Origin of the sequence: Thermus sp. NEB1569, from assembly GCF_022385295.1 — a bacterium.
Lineage (GTDB): Bacteria > Deinococcota > Deinococci > Deinococcales > Thermaceae > Thermus > Thermus scotoductus.
Genome location: NZ_CP092445.1, coordinates 1,859,378 through 1,875,466 on the forward strand (window position 1 = coordinate 1,859,378; position 16,089 = coordinate 1,875,466).

12 protein-coding genes are annotated in these 16,089 nt (G+C 62.5%); 2 read left to right on the plus strand and 10 right to left on the minus strand.

Annotation, left to right across the window (positions count from 1 at the left end; all coding sequences use genetic code 11):
* Nucleotides 1–15 precede the first annotated feature (15 nt).
* From MI302_RS10650 to MI302_RS10670, 5 genes are all read right to left on the minus strand, one after another.
* A complete protein-coding gene (locus MI302_RS10650; RefSeq protein ID WP_239725762.1) occupies nt 16–2,469 on the minus strand; it encodes a Wzz/FepE/Etk N-terminal domain-containing protein in 2,454 nt (817 codons plus the stop codon).
* 238 nt (nt 2,470–2,707) lie between these two features.
* The gene (locus tag MI302_RS10655) at nt 2,708–4,162 is read right to left on the minus strand and encodes a DUF5666 domain-containing protein (RefSeq protein ID WP_239725763.1); all 1,455 of its coding nucleotides are present in this window, start codon (nt 4,160–4,162) and stop codon (nt 2,708–2,710) included.
* A gap of 140 nt (nt 4,163–4,302) precedes the next feature.
* The gene (locus MI302_RS10660) at nt 4,303–5,238 is read right to left on the minus strand and encodes a transposase (protein ID WP_239725638.1); all 936 of its coding nucleotides are present in this window, start codon (nt 5,236–5,238) and stop codon (nt 4,303–4,305) included.
* Nucleotides 5,239–5,334: 96 nt separating this feature from the next.
* The gene (locus MI302_RS10665; RefSeq protein ID WP_239725764.1) at nt 5,335–6,573 is read right to left on the minus strand and encodes a sugar transferase; all 1,239 of its coding nucleotides are present in this window, start codon (nt 6,571–6,573) and stop codon (nt 5,335–5,337) included.
* 36 nt (nt 6,574–6,609) lie between these two features.
* Nucleotides 6,610–7,701, minus strand: a complete 1,092-nt coding sequence (locus MI302_RS10670; RefSeq protein ID WP_239725765.1) for a glycosyltransferase family 4 protein — start codon at nt 7,699–7,701, stop codon at nt 6,610–6,612.
* A gap of 482 nt (nt 7,702–8,183) precedes the next feature.
* Here MI302_RS10670 and MI302_RS10675 point away from each other — a divergent pair, with 482 nt between their 5' ends.
* Nucleotides 8,184–9,119 carry a transposase gene (locus MI302_RS10675; protein WP_239725638.1) on the plus strand — a complete coding sequence of 312 codons (936 nt, stop codon included), beginning with the start codon at nt 8,184–8,186 and terminating at the stop codon, nt 9,117–9,119.
* Nucleotides 9,120–9,259: 140 nt separating this feature from the next.
* Nucleotides 9,260–10,714, plus strand: coding sequence for a DUF5666 domain-containing protein (locus MI302_RS10680; protein ID WP_239725763.1), 1,455 nt, complete (start codon nt 9,260–9,262; stop codon nt 10,712–10,714).
* A gap of 63 nt (nt 10,715–10,777) precedes the next feature.
* On the opposite strand, the gene MI302_RS10685 is transcribed toward MI302_RS10680, so the two are convergent.
* The 5 genes from MI302_RS10685 to MI302_RS10705 form a co-directional block, all read right to left on the minus strand.
* Nucleotides 10,778–10,954, minus strand: a complete 177-nt coding sequence (locus MI302_RS10685) for a hypothetical protein (protein ID WP_239725766.1) — start codon at nt 10,952–10,954, stop codon at nt 10,778–10,780.
* A gap of 82 nt (nt 10,955–11,036) precedes the next feature.
* A complete protein-coding gene (locus tag MI302_RS10690; RefSeq protein ID WP_126209399.1) occupies nt 11,037–12,173 on the minus strand; it encodes a glycosyltransferase in 1,137 nt (378 codons plus the stop codon).
* 129 nt (nt 12,174–12,302) lie between these two features.
* Entirely contained in the window at nt 12,303–13,589 is a 1,287-nt protein-coding gene (locus tag MI302_RS10695) for an O-antigen ligase (protein ID WP_239725767.1), read from the minus strand.
* Nucleotides 13,567–14,664: a glycosyltransferase gene (locus MI302_RS10700; RefSeq protein ID WP_239725768.1), complete on the minus strand. Its 1,098-nt coding sequence runs from the start codon at nt 14,662–14,664 to the stop codon at nt 13,567–13,569. The genes MI302_RS10695 and MI302_RS10700 overlap by 23 nt, the downstream gene beginning before the upstream one ends.
* Nucleotides 14,651–16,063 carry a lipopolysaccharide biosynthesis protein gene (locus MI302_RS10705; RefSeq protein WP_239725769.1) on the minus strand — a complete coding sequence of 471 codons (1,413 nt, stop codon included), beginning with the start codon at nt 16,061–16,063 and terminating at the stop codon, nt 14,651–14,653. The genes MI302_RS10700 and MI302_RS10705 overlap by 14 nt, the downstream gene beginning before the upstream one ends.
* Between the last annotated feature and the right edge of the window lie 26 nt (nt 16,064–16,089).

Here is a 16,089-nt window from a genome sequence, read left to right on the forward strand (position 1 = left end):
CCTTGCGGGGAACCCCTACCCCGCTGCCTCCGCCCGGGGCGGCCTCAGGGCCTCCGCCACGAAGGCGGCCATCACCCCGAGCATGAGGCCCAAGGCTAAGGCCAAGGCCAAGAGGAGGCCCCGCTTGGGGGCCACCTTCTCGTAGACAGGGTAGGCAGGGGCCAGGACCGAGGCCCAGGCCTCCTGGTTGCTGGCGATCTGGATTTGCAGGTCCGTGCGCTTCTGGGTGAGGGCCAGGTAGGCGTTCTTGGCCAGGTCCAGGGCCTGGTTCACCGTGTCCTGCTCCACCTGGGCCTTGGCCACCCGGTCCTTGAGGAGCCCGAGACGGGCCTCCACCTGGGCGATGCGGGCCTGCAGGGCCGCCTTGCGGGCAAGGAGCCTCGCCTCCTCGGCCTGGGCGTCGATAAGGACACCCCGGAGGCGCTGGTACTCGGGGTTAGGGTTGTCAAAGATGAGGTCCCGGGCGGTGAGGCTTGCGATTTGGTCGTACCGGGCGCGGAAGGCCTCGTAGGCCGCCTTCTTGGCGGCATACTCTAGGGTGATCGCCTCCTTTTCCCGCTCCTGAGCGGCCAGCTTGGCCTTACGGTCCCGAATCCGGCTGTCCAGATCGGCCAGATTGCGCCTCAGGGCTGCCTCCTCCGCCTCGAGGCCCACGATCTCCGCCCTCAGGCCTACCACCCGGTCCCGGTAAGCCAGGACGTCGGGGCTCACCTCCCGGAGCACCGTGTCCGGCCTGGCCGCAAGCTTCTTCAAACCCTCCGCATACCGGTAAATGGCGTTGTAGATGTCCCGCGCCGTTTCCAGCTCGGTGAGAAGCCTAGCCCGCCGCGACTCTTCTTCGGCGATCCGCCGCTGCAGGTCCTGCACTAAGGGCGCAAGCTTCCCCTCCTCCCCCTTGAGGGCATCCTCCTCCCGATCCAAAGCCGCTAGGTCCGCCCTAAGGTCCAAAACCGTGCCGAGGAGCTTTTGGTGCGTGGGGTTCAGTTCCTGGTTTTTGAGCTTTAGACCCAGCAAGGCTTGGAGGTTTCCCCCCTGGGCGATGACCGTGGCCACCGCCGGGTCGGCGGTGATCTCGCGCTCCAGGGTGAGGAGCCTGGGCTCCTTGGCGAGCTCCTTTTCCGCCTCCTGGAGGCGGGTTTCCTTGAGGGCCCGCTCCGTGGTCAGGCTCTCCAGCCGCTGCCGGATAGAGGCCACCCGGTCGGCGTACCCCCCAAGCTGCCGCTTCCACACCTCCAGCTGGCTTGCCCGCTGGAACTCCGTCCAGGCCCCCTCCGCCTGCTTCAAGCGGGCATCCGCCTCCTTCAGGCGCTCCGCCACCAAAGCCTCCGCCTCCCTCACCGTCATCCCCGCCACCAGGTTCTCTATGGAAAGGCTAGGGAGCTGGGCCTTGTACTCCGCCAGGCGGGCCTCGGCATCCTGGAGGAGGGCCCTTTTTTGGGCGAGGTCCTTCTGAATGCCGATGAGGCGAGCCTGGGCGGAGGCGTAGGCCTCCGTGTAGGCGCCAAGCTCGGCCTGCCACACGGGGATCTGCTCCCGGCCCTTGAAGGCCTCCAAGGTCCTAGCCGCCGCCATATAGGCCTGGCGGGCCCTCTCCACCTCCTGCTTGAGGGCCGCCTGGGCCTCCTGGAGACGTTTGTTGATGACGGCAAGCTGCTCGGGAGGCGTTCCGATGGGCACGATAGCCTCCTGCCTTCGCACCTCGGCCAGGGTGGCCTGGATGCGCCCCTGCACGGCGGCCAGGTCCCGCTCCAGCCCTGCAAGCTCCTGGTCCAGGCTTACCCGCTCCGCGGTCTTGGCGTCCAGCTCCGCCTTATCCTGCGCAAGGGTGGTGGTTTTGCTGAAGGCCTCCCAGCGGGCCTGGGCCTCCCGGTAGGCCTTCTCGGCGGGGGCGATCTGCTCCTCCAAGGCCTTAAGGCTGGCCTCGAGGCGGGCAAGGGGTATGGCGTTCACCCGCCTTTGCACCGCTTCCACCCAGAGGTTGGCCGCCTTGGCCGCCACCTGGGGGTCTGGGGCATTCACGGTGAAGCTGGCCACGACGGGGGGCACCTGGTTAGGATTGACCGCCTGGAGCTTGGGGGAGATGTCCTTGACCTTCAGGTCTCGTATCATCCGCTCTATCCCCCGCAGGCTCCCCTGGTCCTGCCAGCGGGTGGGAAGCCTGCCCTCTTTCCGCAGGGCCTCCCACACCCCTCCCACCGTCTCCTCGGAAAGGGCCAGGGCCCTTAGCCCCTCAAAGGTGATGGGGGTAGCCTGCTGCACCTGGATCCTTTGCTCCAGCTGGGCCTGCACCTGCACCGGGGCCACGCTTAAGGTGGCGGTGGAGGCGTAGGTGGGCTCGGCGATGAAAAACCCGTAGATGAGAGCCAGAACACCCAACAGCACGGGCAGGGCAAGGAGCCAAACCCACTGGCGCTTCAAGGTTTCTAGGATGTCCCTGAGGGAAAGCTCATCAGCGGGGGTTTCCACCATACCTGGTCCACCATATCACAAGGAAGCCCCCCTTTCGGTTATTCACTCCGAGGCCCTTCACGCTGCCACCCTGGCCACCCAGGTGGGAGGCAAGCCCTCCCGGGCTAGAACTTGGGCCACAAAGGAAAAGGCCGTCACCACCGCCGTCACCTGCCGACTAACCGCCTTAAGGTAGCAAAGCGTAAACGGGTCGTAAGCAAGGGGCGGGGCTCAAGGCCCCGCCCCCAGGTCCTTATGCCTAGCGGCCCTTAAGCTCCACCTTCTCTGCGGCGATGGTGGTTCCGGAAAGAGTCCCTTTTACCTCCACGCGGTCTCCGTTCTGCAAGAGGGTGAAGAAGTCCGCCCGGCTATAGGTTTGGTCGCGCCACTCAAAGCGGGTAGCCTCTGTGGTGGTCACGGTGTATCCCAGTAGCTGGAAGGTGTAACTGGTGGCATCCAGGTGGGAAACTGGGCCCCCCCACTCCTCCATCCCCTCGCCGTCCTGGTTGGTTTTCACCTCCACCCTGACGGCATAGTAGCGCATGTCGGCATCGGTCCGGGTGGGGTCGTACTGCACCTCCACGTAGTCCCCCACCTGGATGTCGGCGAAGGCGATGGGGCCGTCGGGGTCATCGCGTTTGAGGACGGTGTTGGCGTCCACGTAGAAGCCAAGGCTCCCCAGGGAGAAGGTATTGCCCTGGTGATCTATGGCGCTCACCGTTCCCTTGGCCTCCGCCTTGGCCGGGTAGCTCTTGGGGTACTTTACCTTCACCAGTTGGGCGTGGAAGAGGGTAGGGTCGTTGGCATCCACCTGGCCCTTGGCCTCCACGTAGGCCCCGTCGACCAAAGTGCCCACCACGTTGGCGGCGCTATAGTCCACGGTGTAGCCAAGGAGCTGGAAGGTCTTTTGGGTGGGATCGAGCCCGAGGATGGGTCCTTCCAGCTCCACCCGCCTCGAGGCTCCGAACTGGTTGTTCCCCGAGGTCTTGAACACCACCTTTGTAGCCTGAATGAGGGTACCGGAAAGGGTTCCCTTCACCTCCACCCACACCCCCTCCCTGGGGGTTCCCACCACATGGGCTTGGCCGTAGTCCACCGTGTAGCCGTTCAGGGTGAAGCGCTTGGCCGGCTCATCCAGGTTGGTGGCCCGGCCTTCCAGCTCCACCTCGTTGTCCAGCCCCACCTCGTTGTTTCCCCTGGGGTGGCGTTCAATATAAGTGGCGAGGATGCCGGTTTCTGTAGCGGTTCCCTGGACCTCCACCACATCTCCTATTGCGAGATCGGAAAGGAGCAGGGTGCGGTAGGAACCCCCCACCTTTTCATAAATCCGGGTGTTGGCATCGGTGAGGACCTGTTGGCCAAGGACCGTGAGGGTTCCGGCGTTCACGTCCAGGGCAGCGATGGGGCCTTTGAGTTCTACCTGCACCTCGAGGCTCTGGAGGCGGAGGGTGTTTCCCTGGTCGGTTCCCTGAGCCACCACCACCATGCCCGGCAGGACCGAGCCGCCATAGGGTTCCCCCTCCTTGGTCAGGGATGTTCCTTGCAGGTCCAAAGGCTTGCCCAGAAGGGTGGGCTTGGTTTCCGTGCCCCCCACCACCCCCGCCACCTGGACTGCCTGGGGAGTGGACCCCGAGGGGTTCATCTGGCAGGACGCCAGGATGGCTAGGCCCAGCGCCAGCCAGACCAGCCGCGAAAAGCGCACCTCCTTAGCCATGGTTCACCTCCGGTAGCCATTCTAACCCATCCCCGTAAACGGAGCGTAAACGTCCCCCCCGTGAGGCTGATGCCTGGGGGGGGCTTTACGACTTAATCTTACCACGGCCCCCTTTTCGGATATTCACCTGCGTACTCACCTCACGCCACCACCCGCAACACCCGGGTGATGGGCAGACCCGCCTGCCCAAGAAGCTGGGCCACCACGCTCCAGGCCATCACCCAAGCTTCCACTTGCAGGGCCACCGCCTTCAGCCCCCGTACCCTCCCCACCGCCCCCACCAGCCCCATCGGCCCCTTCAGCAGACCAAAAACCGTCTCCAGCTCCCACCGCCGCCCCAAAAGCCTCCGGTACGCACCTCTCCCCCGCCGCCGCAGGTTCAAAAGCCGCCCCCTCCCCTTTGGCCTTCCCCGTCTCCGGTTATGCCCCGTCACCAGAAGCATCCCTCGCCTCCTCGCCAACCGAAAGTTGGCTTCCCCCTCGTAGGCCGCGTCCGCCACCACCACGGGGGGCTTCTCCCCAGGAAACCTCTCCACCCCCCAGAGCATCCCCCGCCCCACCGGGGAGTCGTGCCATGAGGCCGGGGTCACCCGTAGGGCCAGCACCTCCCCCGTGTCCAGGTCCACGAGGAGGTGGAGCTTGTACCCATAAACCCAGCCCCCATCCGAGCCCACGCCCCAAGCCGCCTCCCCATCCGACCTCTGGGCGGGGAGAAGGGTGGCGTCCATGGCCAGCACCCGCCTCCCCCGGCCCACCCGCTTCCCTCCCCGCAGGAGGGGCCAGGGTAGCTTCCGGCTCCGCTCGCTGAGGGTGGCAGAGGAGGGAACGCGCTCTAGACCGAGGCGCTTGCGGAGCCTAGGGTTGCGGGCCAGTTCCCGGCGCATGCGTTCGCTGGAGAAGCCCAGGAGGGCGCGGACCAGGTGGAAGAGAAAGAGGCTGAGGTCGGAGAAGGTCCTGGGCCTGCCGGGTTTTCTCTCCCCTTCTGGCAAGCGGGCTTGGAGCCATGCCTGGAGCAGGGGGACCAGTTCCTCCAGGGGCAGGGGTAGGATGGAAGGGGGCGTCTGGTGTTCTTCCACAGCTCACCAAGCGCCCCCTTTTCCTTTGGCTTGTCAAGGGGGTATGCATTGAATATCCGAAAGGGGGGACAAGGAAGGCGTTAACGTTGCCCTCAACTACTTCGCACCGAAGCCCGTGAAGACAACCCAAATGGTCCGCACCAAAATCCGAAGGTCAAGCCATAGGGAGAAATGCTTCAGATAGTAGAGGTCATAACTGAGCTTCTCCCAGGCTCCATCCTTGCCCTCCGCATAACCATGGTGCACCTGAGCCCATCCAGTAAGCCCAGGCCTTACGACATGCCGCAGGGCATACAGGGGCATTTCTTGGGAATACGCATCCACCAAGACCTTTTGCTCAGGTCTGGGCCCAACTAAGCTCATGTCTCCCCTGAGTACGTTCCAAAGCTGTGGCAGCTCGTCAAGCCGAAAGCGCCTCAAAAACCGTCCCAAAGGCGTAATCCTATCCGCCTCGCTTCCCGCATAGAGCCCCTCTCTGGGCAGACCGCGCATGGTGCGAAACTTGTAAACCCTAAACACCCTCCCCCCAAGCCCTACCCGTTCCTGGGCGAAGAGGACGGGCCTCCCCAGGTCCAGGTAGACCGCCAGGGCCACGAGGAACCCCACGAGGAGGGCGAGGGGAGAAAGGAGGAGCACAAGCCCCACCTCCCAGGCCCGCTTGAAAAGGGGGTAAAGGCCCCGGTCCCGCTCTGCCAGGGCAAAAAGCCCTTCGGCGAGCTCCAGGGGAACCCGGCCCGTGTAGCCCTCGTACACATTGGCGGCGTGGAGGATGGGCAGGCCGCGGAAGGCGGCCTCGGCCAGGAGGGGAAGGACTTTGGGGTCCAGCCGGTGCAGGTCGGCCACCACCCCCTCCACCCCCTCGAGGCCCCTCAAGGGGGGAAGCTCCCTGCCCAGGGCCCGAAGAAGGCCATCGGCCACACCCCCGGGGAGGAGGGCGAGCCTCATCGGAGGGAGACCCCTCAGGTAAAGGAGAAGAAGAAGGAAGGCCAGGAGGGTGGCGGCAAGGAGGTAGCTCCTGGAGTAGTACAGCCGCCCCATGGCCAAAACGGCCACCAGGAAGAGCGTAAAGAGCAATAGGTTAAAGCCCGCCAGGCTCCAGGACTCCTGCCCCGGGTAGCGGGCCATCCGCTCCGTGGCCAGGAAGGCGAGGAGGTGGGCTAGGGCAGTAAGCCCTACCAGGAGCCAGACTTCCCTTTCCCAGGCAGCAGCCCCAAAAAGGAGGGGCCCGGAGACCAAGGAGGGCAAGGGTGCCAGGACCCAAGCCAGGCCTGACCGGGACCGGGTCTGGGCCAAACGGTGGGGGATACGTAGCTCCAACGCACTCACGTCCGTCATCTTACCCAAGAAGGCATGAACGGAGCATGAAAAGCCCTAACCCAGGACCTCCTCATAGACCCTCCAGGTCTCAAGGAGCATCCTCTCCAGGGTGAAGGCCTCCTCGTACCGCCTTCTTCCTGCCTCGCCCATGGAGGCCCGTAAAGCGGGGTTCTCTAGGAGAAGGGAAAGCTTTTCCCTTAAGCCTGCTTCATCCTTCCGCCCCACCAAAAACCCCGTCTTTCCCTCCACCACCGCTTCCCCCACCCCGCCTACGTCTGTGGCCACCACGGGAAGCCCTGCCCGCATGGCCTCCAGCACGGAAAGGGGAAGGCCCTCCCAGTTGGAGGTGAGGACGAAGACCTGGGCTTCTGCCAAAACCGCCGCCACGTCCCGCCTCGGCCCCAGGAAACGCACCCGCTCGGTAAGGCCAAGCTCCCCGGCAAGCCCCCTCGCCTCCTCAAGGAGGGGCCCCTCCCCCACGAGGTCCAGGGTCCAGGGAAGCCCCTTTAGGCCCGCAAGGGCCCGGAGGAGGAGGGCGTGGTCCTTTGGAGGAGCGAAACGGGCCACCATGACGAGCCTCGGGGGATGGGCCTCGGGGCAGGCCCGCAAAGGAGTGTCCGGCACGCCGTTTGGCACCACCCGGAGCCTCTCCGGAGGGACCACCCGGTGGCGGAGGGCGAGGTCTTGGTCGTAGCGGGACACGGCGATCACCCGGTCAGAAAGCCTGCCCGCCAAGCGCTCCATGGCGAGGGCCAGGACCCTACGCCCCTTCGGCACCCCCTCGGTAAAGGCCCAGCCGTGGGCGGTGTACACGCTTTTCACCCCCAAGGCCCTCGCCGCAAGCCTTCCCAAAAAGCCTGCCTTGGAAGAGTGGGCGTGGAGGAGGTGGGGGTTTACCCGCTTTAAGAGGCTGGCCACCTCAAAAAGCCCAAGGAGGTCTTCGTGGGGGCGGATGGGGTGGAGAAGGTGCTTGAGGATGTGGACCTGCACCCCGAGGGCGCGGGCCTCCTCGATGAGAAACCCATCCCGGTCTTCCCCCACCCCCAGGTGGAGCTCGGCCCGGTCCTTAAAGCCCCGAAGGAGCTCCAGGAGGTGCACCTGGGCTCCACCGGGTTCACTGCGGGTGATGAGGTAGAGGAGGCGCATGTTTCCTAACCCTGAGTGAGGCTACCACTATGGGGCCGTGGGTCGTGTCAAGATTTACGTGGTAAGCGTCTGTGTACGGGGGGCATACCGTTCCTGAAGCTTCTTCAAGGTGTTCCCCTAGCGGGGAAGCAGCCCTGGGGTTGGAGCTTTAGGGGGTGGCCTGTCCCTACGCGGAGATGCGGGGGTCTGGGTGCGGGAGGGGGAGAAGGTGCTGGAGATTCCGCGGGAAGGTGGGTTCAAGCCCCTGTCCAAGTGGGTGGAGCGGATCTTCGCCTGCATAGGGCAAAACCGAGGGCTGGGAAAAGATTACGAGTACCCTCCTTCCTTAGGTAACGGGAGTCTGGGTAGGCATGATACGCTTGCTGGTGAAGCGGCTGGCCAGGGTCGCATAAGCTGGAGATAACCAAAGACCACCCCCCCTTTCGGATATTCAATGCATACCCCCTTGACAAGCCAAAGGAAAAGGGGGCGCTTGGTGAGCTGTGGAAGAACACCAGACGCCCCCTTCCATCCTACCCCTGCCCCTGGAGGAACTGGTCCCCCTGCTCCAGGCATGGCTCCAAGCCCGCTTGCCAGAAGGGGAGAGAAAACCCGGCAGGCCCAGGACCTTCTCCGACCTCAGCCTCTTTCTCTTCCACCTGGTCCGCGCCCTCCTGGGCTTCTCCAGCGAACGCATGCGCCGGGAACTGGCCCGCAACCCTAGGCTCCGCAAGCGCCTCGGTCTAGAGCGCGTTCCCTCCTCTGCCACCCTCAGCGAGCGGAGCCGGAAGCTACCCTGGCCCCTCCTGCGGGGAGGGAAGCGGGTGGGCCGGGGGAGGCGGGTGCTGGCCATGGACGCCACCCTTCTCCCCGCCCAGAGGTCGGATGGGGAGGCGGCTTGGGGCGTGGGCTCGGATGGGGGCTGGGTTTATGGGTACAAGCTCCACCTCCTCGTGGACCTGGACACGGGGGAGGTGCTGGCCCTACGGGTGACCCCGGCCTCATGGCACGACTCCCCGGTGGGGCGGGGGATGCTCTGGGGGGTGGAGAGGTTTCCTGGGGAGAAGCCCCCCGTGGTGGTGGCGGACGCGGCCTACGAGGGGGAAGCCAACTTTCGGTTGGCGAGGAGGCGAGGGATGCTTCTGGTGACGGGGCATAACCGGAGACGGGGAAGGCCAAAGGGGAGGGGGCGGCTTTTGAACCTGCGGCGGCGGGGGAGAGGTGCGTACCGGAGGCTTTTGGGGCGGCGGTGGGAGCTGGAGACGGTTTTTGGTCTGCTGAAGGGGCCGATGGGGCTGGTGGGGGCGGTGGGGAGGGTACGGGGGCTGAAGGCGGTGGCCCTGCAAGTGGAAGCTTGGGTGATGGCCTGGAGCGTGGTGGCCCAGCTTCTTGGGCAGGCGGGTCTGCCCATCACCCGGGTGTTGCGGGTGGTGGCGTGAGGTGAGTACGCAGGTGAATATCCGAAAAGGGGGCCGTGGTAAGATTAAGTCGTAAAGCCCCCCCCAGGCATCAGCCTCACGGGGGGGACGTTTACGCTCCGTTTACGGGGATGGGTTAGAATGGCTACCGGAGGTGAACCATGGCTAAGGAGGTGCGCTTTTCGCGGCTGGTCTGGCTGGCGCTGGGCCTAGCCATCCTGGCGTCCTGCCAGATGAACCCCTCGGGGTCCACTCCCCAGGCAGTCCAGGTGGCGGGGGTGGTGGGGGGCACGGAAACCAAGCCCACCCTTCTGGGCAAGCCTTTGGACCTGCAAGGAACATCCCTGACCAAGGAGGGGGAACCCTATGGCGGCTCGGTCCTGCCGGGCATGGTGGTGGTGGCTCAGGGAACCGACCAGGGAAACACCCTCCGCCTCCAGAGCCTCGAGGTGCAGGTAGAACTCAAAGGCCCCATCGCTGCCCTGGACGTGAACGCCGGAACCCTCACGGTCCTTGGCCAACAGGTCCTCACCGATGCCAACACCCGGATTTATGAAAAGGTGGGGGGTTCCTACCGCACCCTGCTCCTTTCCGATCTCGCAATAGGAGATGTGGTGGAGGTCCAGGGAACCGCTACAGAAACCGGCATCCTCGCCACTTATATTGAACGCCACCCCAGGGGAAACAACGAGGTGGGGCTGGACAACGAGGTGGAGCTGGAAGGCCGGGCCACCAACCTGGATGAGCCGGCCAAGCGCTTCACCCTGAACGGCTACACGGTGGACTACGGCCAAGCCCATGTGGTGGGAACCCCCAGGGAGGGGGTGTGGGTGGAGGTGAAGGGAACCCTTTCCGGTACCCTCATTCAGGCTACAAAGGTGGTGTTCAAGACCTCGGGGAACAACCAGTTCGGAGCCTCGAGGCGGGTGGAGCTGGAAGGACCCATCCTCGGGCTCGATCCCACCCAAAAGACCTTCCAGCTCCTTGGCTACACCGTGGACTATAGCGCCGCCAACGTGGTGGGCACTTTGGTCGACGGGGCCTACGTGGAGGCCAAGGGCCAGGTGGATGCCAACGACCCTACCCTCTTCCACGCCCAACTGGTGAAGGTAAAGTACCCCAAGAGCTACCCGGCCAAGGCGGAGGCCAAGGGAACGGTGAGCGCCATAGATCACCAGGGCAATACCTTCTCCCTGGGGAGCCTTGGCTTCTACGTGGACGCCAACACCGTCCTCAAACGCGATGACCCCGACGGCCCCATCGCCTTCGCCGACATCCAGGTGGGGGACTACGTGGAGGTGCAGTACGACCCCACCCGGACCGATGCCGACATGCGCTACTATGCCGTCAGGGTGGAGGTGAAAACCAACCAGGACGGCGAGGGGATGGAGGAGTGGGGGGGCCCAGTTTCCCACCTGGATGCCACCAGTTACACCTTCCAGCTACTGGGATACACCGTGACCACCACAGAGGCTACCCGCTTTGAGTGGCGCGACCAAACCTATAGCCGGGCGGACTTCTTCACCCTCTTGCAGAACGGAGACCGCGTGGAGGTAAAAGGGACTCTTTCCGGAACCACCATCGCCGCAGAGAAGGTGGAGCTTAAGGGCCGCTAGGCATAAGGACCTGGGGGCGGGGCCTTGAGCCCCGCCCCTTGCTTACGACCCGTTTACGCTTTGCTACCTTAAGGCGGTTAGTCGGCAGGTGACGGCGGTGGTGACGGCCTTTTCCTTTGTGGCCCAAGTTCTAGCCCGGGAGGGCTTGCCTCCCACCTGGGTGGCCAGGGTGGCAGCGTGAAGGGCCTCGGAGTGAATAACCGAAAGGGGGGCAAAGACCACAACCGTACGCCTATTCATGCCTTTATCGTCTTCCCTCCGATAAAGCGCTACTGATGTGTCTGGCAAATCGGTTCGCCGAATGCCCAGTCCGTCCATGTCCTTACCGTCCTTCAACGCAGAATCCCCAGATAGCACGGTAGGCCTCCGTCATCCGCTCTATGCTGAAGCGCTCCGCCACCCGCTGCCGTGCCGCTTGTTGCCGCAGGCCCCATCGGCCTTTCTGGCGCGACCACTCGGTCCATGCTGCTTGGATGGCATCCGCCAAAGCATCCGGGTCGCGCGGCGGGACCACCCAACCCGTTTCGCCAACGATCTGCGCCGCGTCCCCGACATCCGTCGCCACACACGGCGTGCCGCAGGCCATAGCCTCGGCCAGGACGTTCGGAAAGGCCTCTCCGTAAGAGGACAGCACGTGCACATCGAGAGCATTCATCACGGCGGGGATGTCTGTGCGCTGGCCCAAGAGGCGCACGTTTTCGCCGAGTCCATGCGCGGCGATCTGCTGCGAGATTGAGGGATTGTCGGGCAGCAAGTCCTTGCCCACCAGAACGCAAACAAAGGGCATGCCCCTTTGCGTGAGGCGGCTCAAGGCGGCGATAAGGTTTCCGTGATCCTTTTGTGGATCGAAGCGCCCCACCATACCGATCAGAAACGTGCCGTCCGCGATTTGCCACTCCCGGCGCAGCCGCTCCCGCGCCTCCCGGTCGGGGCGAAATTGCCCGAGGTCATACCCGTTGGGAATCACTACCATCTTGTCCGCGGCATAGCCCAAAGCCGCATGCACTTCGCGCGCCTTTTCCGCACAGCACACGATCGCGTGCGGCACCCAGCGCGAAAGCCTCGCGTTAAGGTGGGCGATCCAAATGGTGGTTCGGGCCGACTTGCCGGGTTCTAGTGTCGTGTGGTGAATACCCCAACACACCCGACGCACGCCGGCGAGCCGGGCGATCACCCCACCCACGAGATCGCCGTGGTACATCCACGTTTGAACGACATCCGGGCGGTCGGTGCGCAGCAGACGCCAGAGGCGCCAAAGCCCCTTGAGCGTCAACCGCCTGCGGGGCATGTTAAGACAGGTGACCCGGGCCCCAGCTTGCCTGAGGAGGGGGCCGTACTTGCCCTCGTCCATCAGCGACACGACATGATGGCGCTCCGGCCCGTCGTGGCACACGAGACGATAAAGGACGGCTTCTGCGCCGCCGTCGTTGAGGCCGGTGGTGATGTGGAGAACCTTCATACGACCCCTCTCTCATTGGGAATCCTGGCGACATGGTAAAGGCGATCCCCCCATACTCTCAACCTCGGTAAGCGAAGCGTGCCAAGAACAATCAACATCGCGATGATCCCGCCTCATGTCGCCGCTTAATCACGATTTCCCACCCATCATTCCTGGATGACTCCCGGCCACAAGAAGGTAACCCCAGAAAAAGGTGTGAAAGTCGTAACGCAGGATTGATCCCTCAGCCAGCTGGTTAACCAGCAGTGAGACCAATATTGCAGATACTGCTGCCAGCGGCGTTACTTGCCCCGACGACCAGGCCTTGGCCATCCTTCTCCAGGCAGTCATCAACACAAGCAAGCAGGTTGCGAGGAAGAGCAAATATCCTGGTAGTCCGGTCTCGACCAGTATTTGTAAATGGGCGTTGTGTCCAGCCCGATCTATGCCACTAGGTAGCAAAACCGCTTCGTTCGAAACACCAAACCCAACCCCCGTAATTGGTTTCTCCAGGAAGGAGCTAATGAGTGAGGCCCAGATGTCATCCCGCATGTTGAGGTCAAAGGCCGATGACTCAACAGATGTTGTATCTCGAGCGGTGAATACAGCGATTCCAAGAATAACCACCAGCACGCCCCAAAATAGCCGTTTGAGGCTCTCACTTACGCTCCCTCCTGACCAAAGGGAGTAGAAACCAACCCCAATAATAGTTGCTATTATTCCTGTTCGCGAAAACGTAAAGAGGAGGGCTGTGAATTGCAAGCCAAGAAGCAGCATCCCTATGAGTCGGCCTAACTGCCGGTTATGCAACAGGTAAATCGTAAGCACGGTACCAACGAAAATCCACATCGCCAGCGTATTGGGATTGCCGGTAAGGGAACTTATTCGCAAAAACGGAGGCACGCCATATAAAGCTTGCGATAGGGCTACTGGACCCAGGGAGAGAGTCTGTACTCGAACGCCCTCCAGCACCACTTGGGTGCCCAAAAAGTACAAAAGTAAACCTATAACCGAAAGTGAAGACGCGAAAGCCACCAAACCGCGACTAACGAGGGTAAACGTCGCTTTCGGATTCGGGTCGGACCAAGACAACAGGACAACCAACAACAAGGGAACAAAGACCAGCAGTGAGCGCTGTGCCACCAAATCCGGGTAAGAGCTCCAGTAGGCGGTGCTGAATGATAGCATGAACAAGAAGCCTAGGAGCAAAAAGGTGGCTAGCACAGGTTGATACTCCTTACTCAAGCGAAGGCGGACGTGCCCTAGAGCCGTGATAGCAAACGTCAACTGTAGAGCAAGCATGAAGTAGGGCGCATAGGGTATTAGCTCCTCCCCAGTGGGGGTGCGCAAAGATAGCAGGGCAGTGCCCATAAATATAGCAAAGAGGGTAATGCCTTCTAGGGAGACTTCACGTTTAGACGCCAAGGACTGCCTCATATCTCTCTAGACTTTTCTCGAGAGTGAATTCGGCTACTCTGCTTAAATCACGGTAAGGCGGCTCATCCATCGTTTTGAGAATGCTTTCGGCTAGGCTTTTCACATCGCCTACCGGTACAAGCCTACCGTACTTTCCATGGTCCAAGATCTCCCGTGGCCCGCTCGGGCAGTCGGTGCTGACCACCGGCGTACCGCAGGCCATGGCTTCGACAAGAACGTTACCAAAACCCTCCCACCGAGACGAAAGGACGAACACCGCCGCCCGGGCCATGTAAGCATACGGGTTCTCCACAAACCCCGGCAGTGCGACGTCGTCCTGCAGGCCCAGCTCATGCACGAGCGCTTCCAGTTGAGGCCGAAGCTCCCCTTCGCCCAAAATCATCAACCGCGCCGGGCGTTGCGCTCGCACCAAGGCAAACGCCCGGATAAGGGTCGGAAAGTCCTTTTCCTCGGTCAGGCGCCCGACACCCAAGATCACCGGCGGCTCCCCGGAGGCCAACCACGGGTGGTCCAAAGGTTCCCTGGCCTTGGCGAAAAGTTCCGGAGTCACCACAGGATTGTAGATCACCTGAATCTTCTCCCGGGGAAGGCCGGTAAGGTGTATCAGGTCCTCGGCCACTCCCTGGGATACAGCGATTACCGCGTCCGCCCAAGGGTAGGTCCAGCGCATGAACCACAGCAGAAGGCGCTCACGGGCGTTCTTCGGGCGCGACGCCGATAACGTGTTGTGCTCGCTAATCACGAGCCAGCTCGGCACCCGCGCCAAGCGGTGAGCCAAGCAGACGATGACGTTAGCGTGATCTAAGGCAGAGAGCAAGGCATGGGGTCGCTCCTTCCGGAGGTAACGTACCAGGCCCGGCAGAGAAAATAGCACGCGGGAGGCTCTTAAGTCCACAACGCGCACGGAAGGCGGCACCTCGGCCAGGTAAGGTCCCTCCGCCTTAGCCAGCACCAGGTCTACCTGGAAGCCCCGTTCGGCGAAGCCCCGCGCCAGATGCACCATCACCCGCTCGGCGCCGCCGCCGCGAAGTGAGGGAAGAAAAAGAGCAAGGCGACGTGTTTCATCGTACCGCATGCCTTAGCCTCCTAAGAAGTCCTAACATTTTGGAGCGCAGCCCGCCTACATCAAGGAGAAGTAGCCAAACACCGTAAACGACAGCGGCTCCCATACCAGCACCAACCCAGGCGAACCAATTCTCGGAGGTTCGTCCAACCAGAAGAATTGGCAACATGACCGCAGTGGCAAATGTAACTTTCCCAACGGACCTCCAGTTCACAGGGACGGCAAAAATTCTTCGTCCTAAATACGCGCTCATCAGCAGGGCGGCGGCGTAAGCGACCACTGTGGCCCAAGCCGCGCCCAACAAGCCAAACGCAGGTATCCACCAAAGATTCAGCAAGACGTTGAGAAGGGCAGCGCCACCCATCACCCACACCTGACCTAAAGTGCGCCTACCAAGCTGAAATGCCAGGTCAAAATGATAGGCGCGAATGCCTGAAAGTAGGGCTGCCATAGCCACGAGAAGGATAAGGTGGGGAGCCTCCTGTTGAAACTCCGTATCCAAAAAAACAACGGCAATTCCGGGCGCCAGCGTAGCCAGACCTACCGCACACGGCAAAGCCACGGCCAACAACAGTTCCCCATTTTCCATGAGTTGTTGCTTAGCAGCCAATTCGCCCCGAACCTCCAATGCGCGCACCGCCAGAGGATAAGCGGCGAGGTTTACAACTGTCATCAATAATGTAAGTGACTGTTGTGCGAGGTCGTAAGAAGCTGCGTAGACACCCGCCGCTCCCTCACCCAGGAACCACGCGATGAGAAAGCGGTCCGAGCTGCTCACAACAAACGCTAAGGCAAAGTTGGCCGTAAGGGGTACACCGTAAGCTAAGATCGGCTTCAGGCGGCTTATGGATATTTTCGGGGCGACCCCCTTCCACCTAGATCTACCCCAAAGAAGGGAGGCGACGAGGAATCCAACGAGCAGCCCTAAGAGAGGCCCCTTTGCCCCAAGCCCCCAAAGGACTGCGAGGGCACCCAGAAAAAGGGCGCTTACCGCCTTGACGCTGCTCATCAGCCCATAGCGCCCTGGCTGCAACTGGCTACGGGCCACTTCCAAGTTGAGCTCGAACCAGGCTTGAGCCCATAACACTGGGAGCGCCACTAGAAGCAGACTGCGCCACGTGGGATCGGGCCAAAGACTCCCGGCCAATAATCCCAATGCGCCGGTCAGTAGGATCATGCCAGAAAACCCAGTTAGAATGGCAGAAAGCAGGGGCGTGGGGTCGTCGCGATGGGCGGGAAGAAAACGCAGTAAAGCGAGCTTAAGCCATTGGAAAAAGACGGCATTGAAGAGCCCAACTCCTGCAATTACCAGTGCATAGCGCCCATACTCCTCAGCGGAGAGCAGCCGGGTGTAAATGGCGATGGCGAGGAAGTTTACGAGCCCAGGCACTCCCGTGGCCACCAGGTACATGGCGCTATGCCGTAACAGCATTCTTG